Source organism: Streptomyces sp. NPDC057743 (assembly GCF_042798755.1).
Classification (GTDB): Bacteria; Actinomycetota; Actinomycetes; order Streptomycetales; family Streptomycetaceae; genus Streptomyces.
Genome location: NZ_JBHVJX010000071.1, coordinates 1 through 15,344 on the forward strand (window position 1 = coordinate 1; position 15,344 = coordinate 15,344).

Sequence of the window (15,344 nt, forward strand, 5' to 3'; positions counted from 1 at the left end):
GCCAGACGTAAAGCGAAGCAGTCTGGCCTACCGCCCCCGGAGACCCGTCACCGCACCCAACAGCCCCGCGCAGCGGACACAAAGCCCGCGCCGCAAGGCGCAAACAACAGCACCCCGCACGGCGGGACAGCCAACTACGTGGGAAGCAAGCCCAAGCGCAGCGCCTAGCCCTCTAGGACCTTGCTCAGGAAGGCGTCAAGGTTCCGCAGGGCGCGGGCGATCCGGTCCTCCAGTGGGAGGTCCTCCTTGTGGCGGCTGGCGAGTTGGGACTGCTTGCGGCCGCGGACGTAGAGGGAGCAGGCGAGGTCGGCGCAGAGGTAGGTGCCGACGGTGTTGCCCTGTCGTCCGGCGGGGCCGGCGCGGCGGGCGGCGAGCAGGGTGACGCCGGAGCCGGGGTGGCCGGTCAGGCAGACCGAGCACACCGTCGTCTTGGTGAAGCTGCGCCGGACGCCCTGCGGCGCCCGGAGGGTGACGCCGAGCAGGCCGTCGTCCCGCGGGACGACGAGGTAGCCCCGGTCCGGCGCCTGCGGGTCCCGCCAGCCCAGGAAGTCGAGGTCCTGCCACGGGAGTTCGGCCAGCCCCGCGGGGAGGTTGAGCCGGCTCGCCTCGCCCTTGGAGCAGTTCACGAAGGACGCGCGTATCTGTTTTTCGCCCACGGGATCCATGAGCGGGACGTTAACAGCGGGGTGTGGGGCGCGTCGTCCGGTTTTCGGTGCGCTCCGCACCCCGCCGGGCGCTTACTCGATCACGGGCGGCGGGAGCTCCCGCGGCGGGGTCCAGGTGGCCTCGTCCTCGTCGAGGTACCGGCGCCGACGCTCCTCGGGGCGCCCCCGTCCGCCCTTGTCGGTGTGCTCCCCCGGGCCGTGCTGGCCCCTGCCGTGGGCGGCCGCCGGGTCGGTGGTGGCCCGGGCGCCGCCGCGGCTGCGGTGCAGGCCGGCGCCGCCCTGGCGGCTGCCGCCGGTCGGGCCGTCCGGCCGGGTGCCCGGGGCGCCGGGGACGCGGGGGACGCCCGGCGTCAGCGGTGCGGCGGCGCGGGCGGCGACCGCGTCGGGGGTGCCGGCGGCGCCGCTCGCGCTGCGGTGGGCGTCGCCGGTGCCGCGCGCCGGGGTGCCGGCGGGCCGCGCGCCGCCGGTCGCCATGCCGATGACACCGGGCAGGAGCGCGGGCGCCGGGACGCCGCCGCTGGTGGGGGCGCCGGTGTTGACGGGCGGCGGCCCGCCGGTGAGCGCGTGACCGCCGGCGGGCGGTGCGGCGAGGGTGGCGCCGTGGGTGCTCTCCAGTCCGGTGGTCACCGGACCGTTGGCCCGGGGGCTGTCGAAGCCGGCCGGGACCGCGCCGCCGTGGGACCGGTGCGCGGTGGGCGCGGGCTGCTCGGAGTGGCGGGCAACCGTGGTGTCCACCGGCGGCGGGGCCGGGTGGTCGGACGGCGCGACCGGCCAGTCCCCTTCGAGGCCGTGGCCGGTGCCGTCCCGGAGCCGGGTGCCCTGCGCGTCGTAGTGGGCGGCCAGTTCGTCCATGACGACGGCGGCCTCCAACTGGCGCTGCTTGCCCGGCGGGAGGGTGGCGCGGTTGAGCTCCAGCGCCATGCGGGTGTCCAGCTTGGGGTCGGCGAGGTCCCGCGCGAGCTGGCCGCCGTCGGTCGGCGGCGACTGGGTGCCGTGGGCGGCCGCGGCGAGTTGCAGCCGGGCGACGGCCTGTTGGGCCTCGCGGAGGTTGTGGGCGACGCCGACCTCCGGGCCGGCGGTGCGCGAACCGATCAGCGTGGACTCGACGTTGCGGGCGTGCTGGTAGCTGCGGTCGATCTTGGCCAGCACCTTGGCGGCCTCCCGGCGGAACGCCCGGGCCGCCGAGCCCTCCCAGTGCGCCAAGGCGTGGTCGACGGCGTCCTGGAACGCCTTGCGGAGGCCGCCGTGGCCGTCCTCGCCGCCCAACTGGTCGGCGGCGGACCGCCAGTGCCGCCCCGAGCTCTCGATCGCGCCCGGGTTGGCGTGCTCGATCATCGCCCGCATCTCGGGCAGCTCGCGCCGCGGGAAGTCGGCGGGCGACCGCGGGGTCATCCGGTGCCCCTGGAGCGACTTCAGCCGCTCCGCCCGCTCCTGCTCGTTCCGCCGGCGCTCCATCTCCGTGGCGCCGTCGTGCTGTTGTCCGGCCTCCGCCATGCCGCGGTCCCCCTCCCTCGTCCTCGCCGTCGCATCCGTCCGCCCGCTGGCGTGCGGTGTGGGTCAGTCGTGCCGCGGGTGTCGGGCCGCGTGTTCCTGGTCCTCGTAGGCGCCGCGGCTGGCCTCGGTCTTCTCGCCGAAGGTGTGGAGGAGGTCCTGGAGCGCGCCGAGCACGTCCGCCATGTACGCCTGCATGCCGTCGTGCGCCCCGGCCAGCTTGCCGGCCTCGTCGAATCCGGTCCCGAACGCGGACGTCGGCAGCGTCGTGCCGTATTTGACCGCCTGGCCCGGTTCCTCCACGTCTCGCTGCAGATGCCGCAGCTGTCGGACGACGACGTCCAGCTCTTCCAGGTCGACCCTGAACTGCTCGGTCATAAACCGCTACTCCCCGTTCCCCCGCGGGCCTTCAGCACCAAGTTATCAAGCCCACGCGGCTCCCCGTACGCCCGTTCTCCGGTATACCCGCGCGGGAGCCGGCCGTAGCGCGATCCAGACGGTGGGAATGGAGCAATTCCCCGAGAGAGATGGTGATTTGACGTCACGTCACATGATCTAGGTCGCGGCGGTGGACCCAGACGCGGGAGGAGAGGCGGGCCAGGAGGCGGGCCGCGGGGTCGTCGGTGTCCTGGCCGTTGGCGAGCGGGCCGGTGTAGCAGACGACCAGGGCGTAGGGCGGGGCGTCGGGCGGGTGGATCACGGCGGCGCTGTGCCGCACCCCGTCGACCCAGCCGTTCTTGCTGGCCAGGCGGGTGCCCGGGGGCAGTCCTGCGGCGAGGTCCACGGCGTGGGCGTTGTGCTCAAGTTGGGCCAGCACCGCCGGTTCCAGGGAGGCGAGGAGCCGGAGCAGGTCGTGGGCGGTGACGGTGTTGTCGATGCCGGCGGCGCGGGCCGCGGCGTCCTCGATGCCGCGCGGGCTGCCGCTGGCGGCGGACGCCCCGGCCCGCCGCCACACCTCGGCCACCGCCGGGTGCCCCACCGCCGACTGGCACAGGCTGGTGGCGAGGTTGGAGGAGTGCCGAACCATCCGCTCGGCCAGCCACCCCAGGGGCGCGGTGCCGCCCAGACGGGCCCACGGCTCGGGGTCGCCGTCCTCCGCGCGGCTGTGCGCGTAGCTCCCGCCGGCCGCCGAGGGGAAGCGATTGACCACCGGGATCTGCCGGTCGGGGTCGAGTCCGCTGCGGTGGACGGCGGCCAGCACGGCGATCTTCATGGTGCTGGCCGCGTAGTGCGGGACGTCCGCGTTCCGCAGGAGCACCGGGGGGCGCCCCCAGGGGGCCAGGGCGAGGGAGAGCATGGCCGTCATGGTGGCACCTTCCCGGTCAGCCGTGCTGCCCCTCCCGCAGTCGTGCCGCGACCCCGACCAGCGCGGTCATCGCGGCGCGGTGCAGGCCGCCGCCGAAGGTGATCCGCCGCGCGCCCAGGGCGCCCAGTTCGCGCGGGGTCGGGCCGTCGGCCTTCGCCAGGGCGTTGAGCGGGAGCGGGGCCGCGGCGGAGAGTTCGGGCAGGACCTCGGGCGGGGCGAGGATGGGGTAGAGGCAGTCGGCGCCGGCCGCGGCGTAGTGGCGGGCCCGCTCCAGGGCGGCGTCGAGGCGCGTCTCGCCGCGCAGGAAGGTGTCGATGCGGGCGTTGATGACCAGCGCGTCGCCGGCCTCGGCCCGGACCGCGGCCAGCCAGTCGGCCTGTGCGCGCGGGTCGCGGAGGGCGCCGGTGGCGTGGTCGGAGTCCTCCAGGTTGCAGCCGACGGCGCCGGCCTCGGCGAGCCGGCCGACCAACTCCTTTGCGGACAGCCCGTATCCGGCCTCCACGTCCGCCGTCACCGGGACGTCCACGGCCCGGACGATCCGGGCGATCGCGGCGAACATCTCGTCGGCCGGGGTCGCGCCGTCCTCGTACCCGAGGGTCGCGGCCAGGCCCGCACTGGGGGTGGCCAGGGCCGGGAAGCCGGCATCGGCGAAGACCCGGGCCGAGGCGGCGTCCCAGACGTTGGGGAGGATCAGCGGGTCGTCGGGGCGGCGGTCGTGGTGGAGGGCGCGGAGGGCCGCCGCGGGGGCGCCGCTCACAGCTCCGCACCGGGCGGCTGGCGGACGGTGACGTTGACGCGGTTCCAGTTGTTGATGGCGACGATCACGGCCAGCAGGTGGGCGAGTTCGGCCTCGTCGAAGTGGGCGGCGGCCCGGTCGTAGACCTCGTCCGGGACGAAGCCGTCGGTCAGGACGGTGACCGCCTCGGTGAAGGCCAACGCCGCCCGCTCCCGCTCGGAGTAGAGGTCGGCGGCCTCCTCCCAGGCGGGCAGCAGGTCGATCCGCTGCTGGTCGACGCCGGCCTCACGGAGGTTGCGCACGTGCATGTCGATGCAGAAGGCGCACCTGTTGAGCTGGGAGGCGCGCAGCACGACCAGTTCGGCCAGGACCTCGTCGCCCAGGCCCTTCTTGGCGGCCAGGGTGAGCTTCAACTGGGCCTGGTAGAAGGCGGGGGCGGTGCGCCAGAGCGGCATGCGGTGGGTCATCGGGTTCACTCCTGCCCCGGGGCCCGGCGGGTGGTCACGCCGAACCGGTTCCAGGCGTTGATGGTGGTGATCAGGGCGATGAGCTGGGCGAGTTCGGGCTCGTCGAAGAGGGCGGCGGCCCGGTCGTAGACCTCGTCCGGGACGAAGCCGTCGGTGAGGACCGTGATCGCCTCGGTGAGCGCGAGGGCGGCCCGCTCGCGGTCGGTGTAGTACCCGGCGGCCTCCTCCCAGGCGGCAAGGAGGGCGATCCGCTCCTCGGTCTCGCCGGCCTTACGGGCGTCGGTGGTGTGCATGTGGAGGCAGAACGCGCAGCGGTTGAGCTGCGAGGCGCGGATCTTGACCAGTTCGACCAGGGTCGGGTCGAGGCCCTTCCGGGCCGCCACCTCCAGCCCGATCATGGCCTTGTAGACCTCGGGGGCCAGCTCGGCCCAGCGCATCCGGGGGCCGTGCCGGTGGCCGGTCGCGACGGCGCTGACCTGCGGTTCCTGTCCTGCGGAGGATGTTGTCCGGTTCGTCATGCCCTCGACGCTACGCAGTGACTGGCACAAGAGTATGGTCCACTTCCATGGAGAAATCGCGGGCCACTTTCGGGCGGGACCTTCATCTGGACCTGGCCGGTCCCGGCGGGCTGCGAACCTCGCTGATGACCGCGCTGCGGGAGGCGGTGCGGTCCGGGCGGCTGGCCCCCGGCACCCGGCTGCCGTCCTCCCGGTCCCTCGCCACCGACCTCGGCATCGCCCGCAACACCGTCGCCGACGCCTACGCCGAACTGGTCGCCGAGGGCTGGCTCCGCGCCCGCCAGGGCTCGGGCACCGAGGTGGCCGACCGGGCCCTGCCGCGCGCGGGCCGCGCGGCTTCCCGGCGCACCCCGCGCCCGGCGCCCCCGTCCAGTGGGCCGCGCTTCGACCTCACCCCGGGGACCCCGGACGTGTCGTCCTTCCCCCGGACCGCCTGGCTGGCGGCGGCCCGCCGGGCGCTGACCGCCGCGCCCAACGAGGCGTTCGGGTACGGCACTCCCGCCGGCCGCCCGGAGCTGCGCGCGGTGCTCGCCGACTACCTCGCCCGGGCCCGCGGCGTGCGGGCCGACCCCGAACGGATCGTGGTCTGCGCGGGGTTCATGCAGGGGCTCGGGCTGCTGGCCCGGGCGCTCGCGGGCCGCGGCGGCGCCCTGGGCCGGGTCGCCACCGAGTCCTACGGGCTGCGCTTCCACCGCGAGGTGATCGCACGCGCCGGGCTGGGCACCGTCCCGCTGCCGGTCGACGCGGACGGCGCGGACACCGGCCGATTGGCGGGCCTGGACCGCCTGCGCGCGACCCTGCTCACCCCCGCCCACCAGTTCCCCACCGGCGTCCCGCTGCACCCGGACCGGCGGGCCGCTGCGGTCAACTGGGCGCGGGCCACCGGGGGTTACGTCCTGGAGGACGACTACGACGGCGAGCTGCGGTACGACCGGCAACCGGTCGGGGCTCTTCAGGGGCTGGACCCCGACCACGTCGTCTACCTGGGCACCGCGAGCAAGAGCCTGGCCCCGGCGCTGCGGCTGGCGTGGATGGTGGTGCCGGACCGGCTGATCGACCGGGTGCTGGAGGTCAAGTCCACCGGCGAGTGGCAGTCCGGCTCGCTGGACCAGCTCACCCTGGCCGAGTTCATCCACTCCGGCGCCTACGACCGGCATCTGCGCGGGATGCGGCTGCGCTACCGGCGCCGGCGCGACCACCTGGTCGATGCGCTGGCCGAGCACGCCCCGCACGTCCATGTCTCGGGGATCGCCGCCGGGCTGCACGCGGTGCTCGAACTCCCGCCCGGGACCGAGCAGTCCATCGTCCAGGCCGCCCTGTGGCAGGGGCTGGCGGTGCACGGCCTGACCGAGTTCACCGACCCGGCGGCGCCGGCGGTCGCCCGGGACGCCCTGGTCATCGCCTACGGGCGGCCGCCGGAGCACGCGTTCTCGGCCGTCCTGGACGCCCTGCTCCGGGCGCTGCCGCCGGCCGGCTGACGCGGCGCGGCGGGCGCCCGGACGAGGCCCAACGCGCCCGCCCCGCCGCCCCGTTCACACCTCCCGTACGAACGACACCCGGTCGAGGCCCGGCCCGTCGTAGTCGCGGTGGACCGGCACCCCGGCGTCGTCGACGAGGTCGCCCGGCTCCATCCGGAAGCCCATCCGGGTGTGGTACGCGATCGAATTGCGGTTGTTGGGGCTGGTGATGCAGCGGATGCGGCTCCGTCCCGCCGCGCGGGCGAGCGCGAAGAACCGTCGGTAGAGCGCGCTGCCGACGCCGCCGCGCGTACCGTCCGGACAGACGCCCACGAAGTGGACGTAGGCGGCCTCCGGGTCGCTCTGCGAGAGGAAGCCGATCAGGAAGGCGTGCAGGGTGCCGTCGGCCCGCTCGACCAGGAAGCTGGTGTCCGCGAAGTGCTGGAGGTACAACCGCGGTACCAGCAGCTGCCGTTGCTGGGCGCCGGCGGCGCCGCCCAGCCCGCCCCACCACTCGGCCAGCGCCACCTGGAGCCGCGCGTGGTCCGCCGGCGTCGGGTGACGCAGCGCCAGGCCAGCCGGCAACTCGCCTACGCCCAGAGCACTTTCCGCCATTCCGTCCTCCTCCGTCTGCGCTTTTGGTCTCTTCGACCAGCCTATGGGGAGGGGGCGCGAGGGGATCAAGGGGCGGCCGGGGGGCGGGTGTTCAGGGGCGCTCCGTGGGGACCGTTGCCGGGGCGGAACCGGGGCCGGCCTCGGACGCGGCCGCGTCGGCGCGTTCATCGGCACGTCCGCCGGTGGTTTCCTCCGCCGGCGCCTCGCCGAAGCGGGCCAGGGCGAGGGCCCCGACCACGGCGAGGGCGAAGCCGGCGAGGGCGAGCGGCACCAGCCCGTCGCGGGTGCGGTCGCCGAGCCAGGCGACGCCGACCAGGGCCGGGCCGAGGGTCTCGCCGATCACCATGCCGGCGGTGGCGGTGGTGACCGAGCCGCGCTGGAGCGCGGAGGTCAGCAGCAGGAAGGCGGCGCCCCCGCCGATCAGCAGGGCGTAGCTGGCCGGGTTGGTCAGCAGCTCGACGGGCCGGACGGTGTCGATGAGCCGCACCGCGACCTCGACGACGCCGAAGCCGAAGCCCGCGCCGAGGCCGAGCGCGGCGGCCCGGGCGCGGCCCGGCAACCGGCCGGCCAGCGTCCCGCCGCCGAGCACGGCGAGCGCGAAGACCAGCACCCCGATGCGGAGCGCGGGGGTGCCCGCGCGGTGCCCCTCGGCGCCGGACGACAGCGCCAGCAGGGCCAGGCCGCCGCAGACCACCACGACCGCGAGCCATTCGGCGCGCTTGAGGCGGGCGCCCAGGACGGGCGCGGCGACCACCGCGGTCACCGCGAGGGTCGCCGCCAGCGCCGCGCCGACGGTGTAGATCGGCAGCGTCCGCAGCGCCACCAGCTCCAGCAGGAACCCCAGGCCGTCCAGCGACAGCCCCAGCAGGTACCGCCACTGGGTCAGCACCCGCAGCAGGAGCCGGGCGTCGACGCCGGAGCCGGTGCCGGGCGGGGTGTCCCGCGCGGCCACGGCCTGGAAGACGGAGGCGGTGCCGAAGCACACCGCGGACGCGAGGGCACAGCTCATCCCGAGGACCATGGCCCGACTGTACGGGGCGGCAAAGGCGCCGGGACACGGCGCGGGGGCCAAGGCACGGCGCGCGCCCGACCCGCTGCGCGCGTCCGCGCCGCTAAGGCCATTCCGATGAGGCGCGGCCCCGGCCATGACCCATCGACGCGGCCCTACGCGCCCAGCACCGCGCGGAGTTGCTCGATCCCCCAGTCCAGGTCCTCCTCGCTGATCACCAGTGGCGGGGCGATCCGGATCGTCGCGCCGTGGGTGTCCTTGACCAGGACGCCGCGGGCCAGCAGCCGTTCGGAGACGGCCCGGCCGTCGCCGCGCGAGGGGTTGACGTCGACGCCGGCCCACAGCCCGCGGCCGCGGACCGCGTCCACCGCGCCGCCGCCCACCAGCGGCGCCAGCGCGCGGTGCAGACGGCCGCCGAGCTCGGCGGCCCGCCGCTGGTACTCGCCGGTGCGCAGCAGCGCGATGACCTCCAGGCCGACCGCGCAGGCCAACGGGTTGCCGCCGAACGTCGAGCCGTGCTCGCCGGGCCGGAAGACCCCCAGCACCTCGCGGGAGGAGACCACCGCCGACACCGGCACCACCCCGCCGCCCAGCGCCTTGCCCAGGACGTACACGTCGGGCACCACGCCCTCGTGCTCGCAGGCGAAGGTGGCGCCGGTGCGACCCAGCCCGGACTGGATCTCGTCGGCGATGAAGAGCACGTTGCGGGCCCGGGTCAGCTCGCGCACCCCGGCGAGGTAGCCGGGCGGCGGCACCAGGACGCCGGCCTCGCCCTGGATGGGCTCCAACAGCACGGCGACGGTGGTGTCGGCGTCGACGGCGGCGTCGAGGGCGGCCAGGTCGCCGTAGGGGATGACGGTGAAGCCGGGGGTGTACGGGCCGTAGTCGGCGCGGGCCTCGGGGTCGGTGGAGAAGGAGACCAGGGTGGTGGTCCGGCCGTGGAAGTTGTTCTCCGCGACGACGATGCCCGCCCGGCCGTCGGGGACGCCCTTGACCCGGTAGCCCCACTTGCGGGCCGTCTTGATCGCGGTCTCCACCGCCTCCGCGCCGGTGTTCATCGGCAGCACGAGCTCCATGCCGCACAGGTCGGCGAGTTGGGTGCAGAAGTCCGCGAAGCGGTCGTGGTGGAAGGCCCGGGAGGTGAGGGTGACCCGCTCCAACTGGGCACGGGCCGCGTCCAGCAGCCGACGGTTGCGGTGGCCGAAGTTGAGCGCGGAGTAGCCGGCGAGCAGATCGAGGTAGCGGCGGCCGTCCACATCGGTCACCCAGGCACCGTCGGCGGTGGCCACGACGACGGGCAACGGCTGGTAGTTGTGCGCGCTGTGCGCCTCGGCGGCGGCGATGAACGCTTCCGTGGACGTCACCGGCGACTCCATCCAACGGCGGCCCGGACCTCCGGCCCGGGAGCTACGAACGGGCTCCGCCCCACCGGAACGCGACCTGATGAGGCACCCCGGTGCCTCCCGCCCCGCGCCCCTCCCGCCCATTGTCACGCCGGGCCCCACACCTCCGCAGTCCGTACGAGACCCGGGTCGCCACCCCCTGGCAGGGCCCTCCGGTGTTGCTTGTCCCCTTGTCTGCACCTCGTGCCTCGTGCCTCTCGGCCCTGGCTCCGGCCTCTCACCAGTCACCCCTCGCCCCTGGCCCCTCGCCCCTGGCCCCTCGCCCCTGGCCCCTGGCCCCTGGCCCCTGGCCCCTGGCCCCTGGCCGAAAAGCATCCGCGGCCCTGCGCCCGCGGAATACCCCCCGCCACCCCCACGTTGTGGCCCCGCAGGGGGCCTCAGCGTCCCCTACGGGATCCGTTCGGCCGCCCCCTCCGGGCCGCGGCAGGGTGGCCCTTTGGACCTCCACGCCCCCGCCCCCAAGGACCTGAGACAATGCATGCCATGGCTCTCCAGCGTCCTCGTGTGCTCTCCGGTATCCAGCCCACCGCCGGCTCCTTCCACCTCGGCAACTACCTCGGTGCGGTGCGCCAGTGGGTGGCGATGCAGGAGTCCCACGACGCCTTCTACATGGTGGTCGACCTGCACGCGATCACCGTTCCGCAGGACCCCGCTGAGCTGCGCCGCAACACCCGGGTCGCCGCCGCCCAGCTGCTGGCCGCCGGCCTGGACCCGGAGCGCTGCACGCTCTTCGTGCAGAGCCACGTCCCCGAGCACGCCCAGCTCGCCTGGGTCATGAACTGCGTCACCGGCTTCGGCGAGGCGTCCCGCATGACGCAGTTCAAGGACAAGTCGGCGAAGCAGGGCACCGACCGCACGACGGTCGGCCTGTTCACCTACCCCGTCCTGATGGTCGCCGACATCCTGCTCTACCAGGCCGACCAGGTCCCGGTCGGCGAGGACCAGCGCCAGCACCTGGAGCTGACCCGCGACCTCGCGGACCGCTTCAACACCCGCTTCGGCGACACCTTCACGATCCCCAACCCGTACATCGTCAAGGAGACCGCGAAGATCTTCGATCTTCAGGACCCGTCGATCAAGATGAGCAAGTCGGCCTCCTCGCCGAAGGGCATCATCGACCTCCTCGACGACCCCAAGGCCACCGCGAAGAAGATCAAGAGCGCCGTGACGGACACCGATACCGTCATCCGCTTCGACCGCGAGGCCAAGCCCGGCGTCAGCAACCTGCTCAGCATCATGTCCACCCTCACCGGCGAGGACATCCCGTCGCTGGAGCGCTCCTACGAGGGCAAGATGTACGGCGCGCTCAAGACCGACCTGGCCGGGGTGATGGTCGACTTCGTCACGCCGTTCCGGACCCGTACGCAGGAATACCTCGACGACCCGGAGACGCTGGACACGATCCTGGCCAAGGGCGCCGAGAAGGCCCGCGCGGTGGCGGCCGAGACCCTGGCCGCCACCTACGACCGGATCGGGTTCCTGCCGGCCAAGCGCTGACCGGTACACCGGGAAGGGTGCGCGCTCCCGCGGCGCGCACCCGCACGCCGGGGCGACCACGCCCGGGCACCACCACCACGGCGCACACGCGTCGGGGCACCACGTCAGGAGGGAGAACGCAGTGGGGACCGTAACGCTCGGCGTTTCGCTCGCGGTCCCGGAGCCGTTCGGCAGCTTCCTCCAACGGGAGCGCGAGGGCTTCGGGGACCCGGCCGCCCGCGGCATCCCCACCCACATCACCCTCCTCCCGCCGACCGAGGCGGACGCCGCGACGCTGCCCGACGTCGAGCGCCATCTCGCCGCGGTCGCCGCCGCCAGCCGGCCGTTCGCGCTGCGGCTGTCGGGCACCGACACCTTCCGGCCACTGTCGCCGGTGGTCTTCGTCAAGGTCGTCGAGGGGGCGGCCGACTGCGCCGCGCTCCAGGAGCGGGTCCGCGCCGCGTCCGGCCCGTGCGCCCGCGAGCTCCAGTTCCCGTACCACCCGCACGTGACGGTCGCGCACGGCATCGACGAGGCCGCCATGGACCGCGCCCAGGCGGAGCTGGCGGAGTTCTCGGCCGGCTGGACGGTCGGCGGCTTCGCGCTCTACGAGAAGGGCGACGACGAGGTGTGGCGGCTGGAGCGGGAGTTCCCGTTCGGGGCCGGCGGCGGCACGGTGACGGTGCCCCGGCAGGCCACCGAGGCGGAGCTGCCCCGGTCGTCCGCCCCGTCCCACCGCTGAGCCGACCCGCTGCACGCCGCCCCGCCACCGCCCCCCGTTCGCCCGCCTCTCACCCGGCCGACGGCGCGCCGGGTAGCCGCCGTCTTCCGGGGTAGCCGGAAGCTAGTGTTCCGGATCAGTCGGGACGGCCGGCACGGGAGGGACGTACGGGGATGACGGGGACGACGGGCGGACGGGACGTGCCGGGCAACGACGAGGACGGAGCCGGGGACGGCGCGCCCCGGGAGGACGGGAACGGCTCGCCTCCCCCACCCACCGACAACAACCCCCTCGGCTGGGTCACCGGCCTCCCCCTGATCGGGCCGCGGCTGGCCCCGGCCGTCCGGTGGCTGCTCGCCACCCACCTGTGGCGCTCCTACGACCGGATGCAACGGGTGCACTGGACCCGGCTGGCCGCGGCCATCACCTTCACCAGTTTCATCGCGCTCTTCCCGCTGCTGACCGTCGCGGCCGCGATCGTCGCCGCCGCGCTCGGCAGGAGCCAGGTGCACAACCTGGAGCAGAAGTTGGCCGAGCAGGTCCCCGGCATCGCCGGGCAGCTCGACCTCGCCGCGCTGGTGAACAACGCCGGCACGGTCGGCCTGATCGCCGGCGCCGCGCTGCTGCTCACCGGCATCGGCTGGGTGCAGTCGCTGCGCGACTGCCTGCGGGCGGTGTGGGAGGCGCCCGCGGAGGACACCAACTTCCTGCTCGGCAAGGTCCGCGACGGCGGGCTGCTGCTCGGCCTCGGCGGGGTGGCGCTGATCTCCGTTGGCTGCTCGGCGTTCGCGTCCGCGGCGGTGGGCCGGGTGGCGGCGGAGATCGGGCTGCCGAAGGGCGGCGCGGCCAGCGTCCTGCTGTCGGTCGCCGGGTTCTGCATCGCGGTGCTCGCCGCCTTCGTGATGCTGGTCTTCGTCCTGACCAAGCTGGCCGGGGCCCGCCCGCCGCGCCGCGCCGTCGTGGTCGCCGGCCTGATCGGCGCGGTCGGCTTCGAACTCCTCAAGCTGCTGCTCAGCGGCTATCTGCGGGACGTCGCCGCGCGCAGCATGTACGGCGCCTTCGGCACCCCCGTCGCGCTGCTGCTGTGGATCAACTTCACGGCCAAGCTGCTGGTCTTCTGCGCCTCCTGGACGGCCACCCAGGACGCGCCCGCGGAGCCGACGCCGGCCCCGGCCCCGTCCGCCACCTAGACGGGCCGGGCCGCCAACTCGCGGCGGCCCGGCCCCTCTTGGCGCGGCTTCTCGCTTCTGCGGCTACTTCTTCCGCCGGCTCCCGGAAGCGCCCCGGCGCCCCTGTACGGCCGCCGGCAGCGGCCTCCGCCGGCGGACCAGGAACGCCACCGCGCCGAGCAGGACCACCGCCCCGCCGCCGACGCCGACCGCGGTCCACGGCCCGCCCCAGCCGCTGCCGGAGTCCAGCGCGGCCTGGGCCTGCTGGTCGCCGTTCTTCGCGTTGCCGTTGCCGGACCCGTCGCCGGCGCCCTTCGGTCCGACGAGGTGGCCGACCGGCTCCACCTTGCCGTCCGCGGCGAAGCCCCAGTCGAGCAGCTTGGCGGCCTCCCGGTACCCCTCGTTGTGCACCTTCTTCTCCGGGTGCATCACGGTGACCAGCAGCTTGCGGTCCCCGCGTTGGGCGACCCCGGTGAACGTGGACCCGGCGTTGGTCGTCGAGCCGTTCTTCACGCCCGCGATGCCCGGGTAGGGCTTGACGTCGTAGTCGCCGCTGAGCAGCCGGTTGGTGTTCTGGATGCCGAAGGTGCCGCGCTTGCCGTCCTTGCTCACCTCGCCCGGGAACTGCGCGCTCGCCGTGGAGCAGTACTCCCGGAAGTCCGCGTTCTGCAGCCCCGCCCGCGCGAACAGGCTCAGGTCGTAGGCGCTGGAGACCTGCCCCGGCGCGTCGTAGCCGTCCGGCGTGACCACGTGCGTGTCGGTGGCGTTGAGCTGCTTCGCCCGCTGCTGCATCTGCTTGACCGTGGCCGCCGTCCCGCCGTTCATGGCGGAGAGCGTGTGCACCGCGTCGTTCCCGGACCGCAGGAAGACCCCCAGCCACAGGTCGTGCACGGTGTAGGTGAGGTTCTCCTTTATCCCCACCAGGCTGCTGCCCTCACCCATGCCCGCCAGGTCGGCGGGCTTGACGGTGTACTTCGTGGTCTTGGGGAACTTCGGCAGCACGGTGTCGGCGAACAGCATCTTCAGGGTGCTGGCCGGCGCGAGCTGCCAGTGCGGGTTCTTGGCGGCCAGCACCTCGCCGGACTCGGCGTCCGAGACGATCCACGAGCGGGCGGTGAGCTCCTTGTCGTCCGGGAGCTTCGGCGCGCCCGCCTTGGGCTGGACCTGGACGCCGGGCTGTCCCAGGCGCTCCCCGCCGACCTGCGACATCTTCGCGGGCGGCGCGGGCGCCTTCGGCTGCTGCCCGCCGTCCCCTGGGGTGGCATACGCGGTGCCGGTCAGCAGCGGCGACGCCATTAGCGCGGAGGTCGCCAGCGCGGCGACGGTACGCACGGCTCGGACGGCGGACGGGGACGCGGAGGCACTCAAGGTCGTCGGCACGTCCGTGAACGTACCCGTCCGTGCCCGCGTCCTGGAACGCGCCCCACGGAAGAGTGCCCCTCCGAACGGCCGGATGGAGCCGCTGCCGGTACCGGGTCCCGTGAAGCCCTCGCGCCCCGCGTCCTGGTTCTCGCTCCCCTTCGGGGAGAGCTGTGCCATCTGGTTCACCTTTCGCATACGACTGACCAACGCCACTCAGGACTCACGGTCGGCAGGTAGTCCACGGGGTGAAAGACGGAGGTTGCCCCGGTTGGGATCCAAAAGCCGCGCGTCCGGGACGTGAATCACTCCGGGACGCGATGCGCGCCGGCGGTGTTGACGTGATCCCTACGCAGCGAACCCGGACCCCGCTGGCAAGGCCCCGGACCACCGGCCGGATACTGGCAGAGCAAGGCCCCCCGCAGCAGAGGACGCCACCCATGAAGCTCAGCCGCCCGGTCTCCTGGTTCCTACTCGCCTTCGGTGCGTGGTCGTGGGTGGTGTGGGTGACCTTCGTCAAGAACCTGGCCAAGGACGCCAGCGGGCTGGCCTTCGACCACGGGAACCCCACCGCGTACTTCTGGGTCCATCTCGCGCTGGCCATCGTGTCGTTCGCCTTGGGCACTGCCATCGGCGTGATCGGTTTCCGCGGCCTCCGCGCGGTGCGCCGCGAGGCGGCGGGGGCGACGACGGAGAGCTGATCGTCGGTCCCGCCCGGCGGAGGGGTGTGGTGGGGCGGGGCCCCTGCTGGGTGGTGGGTGCCGGGTTCGGCGCCTCCGGGGTGGGTGTTCGGACTGCTTCGCTTTACGTCCGAACACCCACCCCTCCGGCACCGCCCCCTCCCGTACGTAACGGGACCCCGCCCCGGTGGAGAGAAGAAGTACAAACAGCGACCCGGGCGGGGGGGCGGGGGGGGGCGGGCGGGGCGCGGGGGGGGGGCGGGGGGGCGCGG

General features: G+C 74.3%; 16 protein-coding genes. 5 read left to right on the forward strand and 11 right to left on the reverse strand.

The window, feature by feature from the left end; genetic code table 11:
* Positions 1–164: 164 nt before the first annotated feature.
* The 7 genes from ACFVFQ_RS37460 to ACFVFQ_RS37490 all read right to left on the reverse strand — a co-directional run bounded on the left by ACFVFQ_RS37460 (position 165) and on the right by ACFVFQ_RS37490 (position 5,183).
* Positions 165–665, reverse strand: coding sequence for an FBP domain-containing protein (locus ACFVFQ_RS37460; protein WP_383425044.1), 501 nt, complete (start codon positions 663–665; stop codon positions 165–167).
* Between the two features lie 72 nt (positions 666–737).
* Entirely contained in the window at positions 738–2,159 is a 1,422-nt protein-coding gene (locus ACFVFQ_RS37465) for a hypothetical protein (protein WP_383425046.1), read from the reverse strand.
* A 63-nt stretch (positions 2,160–2,222) separates the two neighbouring features.
* Positions 2,223–2,534: a hypothetical protein gene (locus ACFVFQ_RS37470; RefSeq protein WP_383425048.1), complete on the reverse strand. Its 312-nt coding sequence runs from the start codon at positions 2,532–2,534 to the stop codon at positions 2,223–2,225.
* A 163-nt stretch (positions 2,535–2,697) separates the two neighbouring features.
* Positions 2,698–3,462, reverse strand: coding sequence for a serine hydrolase (locus tag ACFVFQ_RS37475; protein WP_383425050.1), 765 nt, complete (start codon positions 3,460–3,462; stop codon positions 2,698–2,700).
* 16 nt (positions 3,463–3,478) lie between these two features.
* Positions 3,479–4,219, reverse strand: coding sequence for an isocitrate lyase/phosphoenolpyruvate mutase family protein (locus tag ACFVFQ_RS37480; protein WP_383425052.1), 741 nt, complete (start codon positions 4,217–4,219; stop codon positions 3,479–3,481).
* Positions 4,216–4,665 carry a carboxymuconolactone decarboxylase family protein gene (locus ACFVFQ_RS37485; RefSeq protein WP_383425054.1) on the reverse strand — a complete coding sequence of 150 codons (450 nt, stop codon included), beginning with the start codon at positions 4,663–4,665 and terminating at the stop codon, positions 4,216–4,218. The genes ACFVFQ_RS37480 and ACFVFQ_RS37485 overlap by 4 nt, the downstream gene beginning before the upstream one ends.
* A gap of 5 nt (positions 4,666–4,670) precedes the next feature.
* Complete coding sequence (locus ACFVFQ_RS37490; RefSeq protein WP_383425056.1) at positions 4,671–5,183, reverse strand: carboxymuconolactone decarboxylase family protein; 513 nt, start codon at positions 5,181–5,183, stop codon at positions 4,671–4,673.
* A 47-nt stretch (positions 5,184–5,230) separates the two neighbouring features.
* On the opposite strand from ACFVFQ_RS37490, the gene ACFVFQ_RS37495 reads away from it, so the two are divergent.
* Complete coding sequence (locus ACFVFQ_RS37495; RefSeq protein WP_383425059.1) at positions 5,231–6,661, forward strand: PLP-dependent aminotransferase family protein; 1,431 nt, start codon at positions 5,231–5,233, stop codon at positions 6,659–6,661.
* A 54-nt stretch (positions 6,662–6,715) separates the two neighbouring features.
* Here the strand turns inward: ACFVFQ_RS37495 and ACFVFQ_RS37500 are convergent, their stop codons facing one another.
* The 3 genes from ACFVFQ_RS37500 to rocD form a co-directional block, all read right to left on the reverse strand.
* Complete coding sequence (locus ACFVFQ_RS37500; RefSeq protein ID WP_383425063.1) at positions 6,716–7,255, reverse strand: GNAT family N-acetyltransferase; 540 nt, start codon at positions 7,253–7,255, stop codon at positions 6,716–6,718.
* A gap of 91 nt (positions 7,256–7,346) precedes the next feature.
* Entirely contained in the window at positions 7,347–8,264 is a 918-nt protein-coding gene (locus tag ACFVFQ_RS37505; RefSeq protein ID WP_383425068.1) for a hypothetical protein, read from the reverse strand.
* A gap of 155 nt (positions 8,265–8,419) precedes the next feature.
* Positions 8,420–9,628, reverse strand: coding sequence for an ornithine--oxo-acid transaminase (rocD, locus tag ACFVFQ_RS37510; protein ID WP_383425070.1), 1,209 nt, complete (start codon positions 9,626–9,628; stop codon positions 8,420–8,422).
* Positions 9,629–10,150: 522 nt separating this feature from the next.
* Here rocD and trpS point away from each other — a divergent pair.
* The 3 genes from trpS to ACFVFQ_RS37525 all read left to right on the forward strand — a co-directional run bounded on the left by trpS (position 10,151) and on the right by ACFVFQ_RS37525 (position 13,054).
* Positions 10,151–11,164 (forward strand): tryptophan--tRNA ligase, encoded by a 1,014-nt coding sequence (gene trpS / locus ACFVFQ_RS37515; RefSeq protein ID WP_383425072.1) that lies wholly within the window; start codon positions 10,151–10,153, stop codon positions 11,162–11,164.
* Between the two features lie 121 nt (positions 11,165–11,285).
* Entirely contained in the window at positions 11,286–11,885 is a 600-nt protein-coding gene (locus ACFVFQ_RS37520) for a 2'-5' RNA ligase family protein (protein ID WP_383425075.1), read from the forward strand.
* 152 nt (positions 11,886–12,037) lie between these two features.
* Positions 12,038–13,054: a YihY/virulence factor BrkB family protein gene (locus ACFVFQ_RS37525; RefSeq protein ID WP_383425077.1), complete on the forward strand. Its 1,017-nt coding sequence runs from the start codon at positions 12,038–12,040 to the stop codon at positions 13,052–13,054.
* A gap of 63 nt (positions 13,055–13,117) precedes the next feature.
* On the opposite strand, the gene ACFVFQ_RS37530 is transcribed toward ACFVFQ_RS37525, so the two are convergent.
* Positions 13,118–14,413, reverse strand: coding sequence for a D-alanyl-D-alanine carboxypeptidase family protein (locus ACFVFQ_RS37530; RefSeq protein ID WP_383425079.1), 1,296 nt, complete (start codon positions 14,411–14,413; stop codon positions 13,118–13,120).
* Positions 14,414–14,832: 419 nt separating this feature from the next.
* On the opposite strand from ACFVFQ_RS37530, the gene ACFVFQ_RS37535 reads away from it, so the two are divergent.
* Complete coding sequence (locus tag ACFVFQ_RS37535) at positions 14,833–15,093, forward strand: SCO4848 family membrane protein (protein ID WP_383425081.1); 261 nt, start codon at positions 14,833–14,835, stop codon at positions 15,091–15,093.
* The last annotated feature ends 251 nt before the right edge of the window (positions 15,094–15,344 follow it).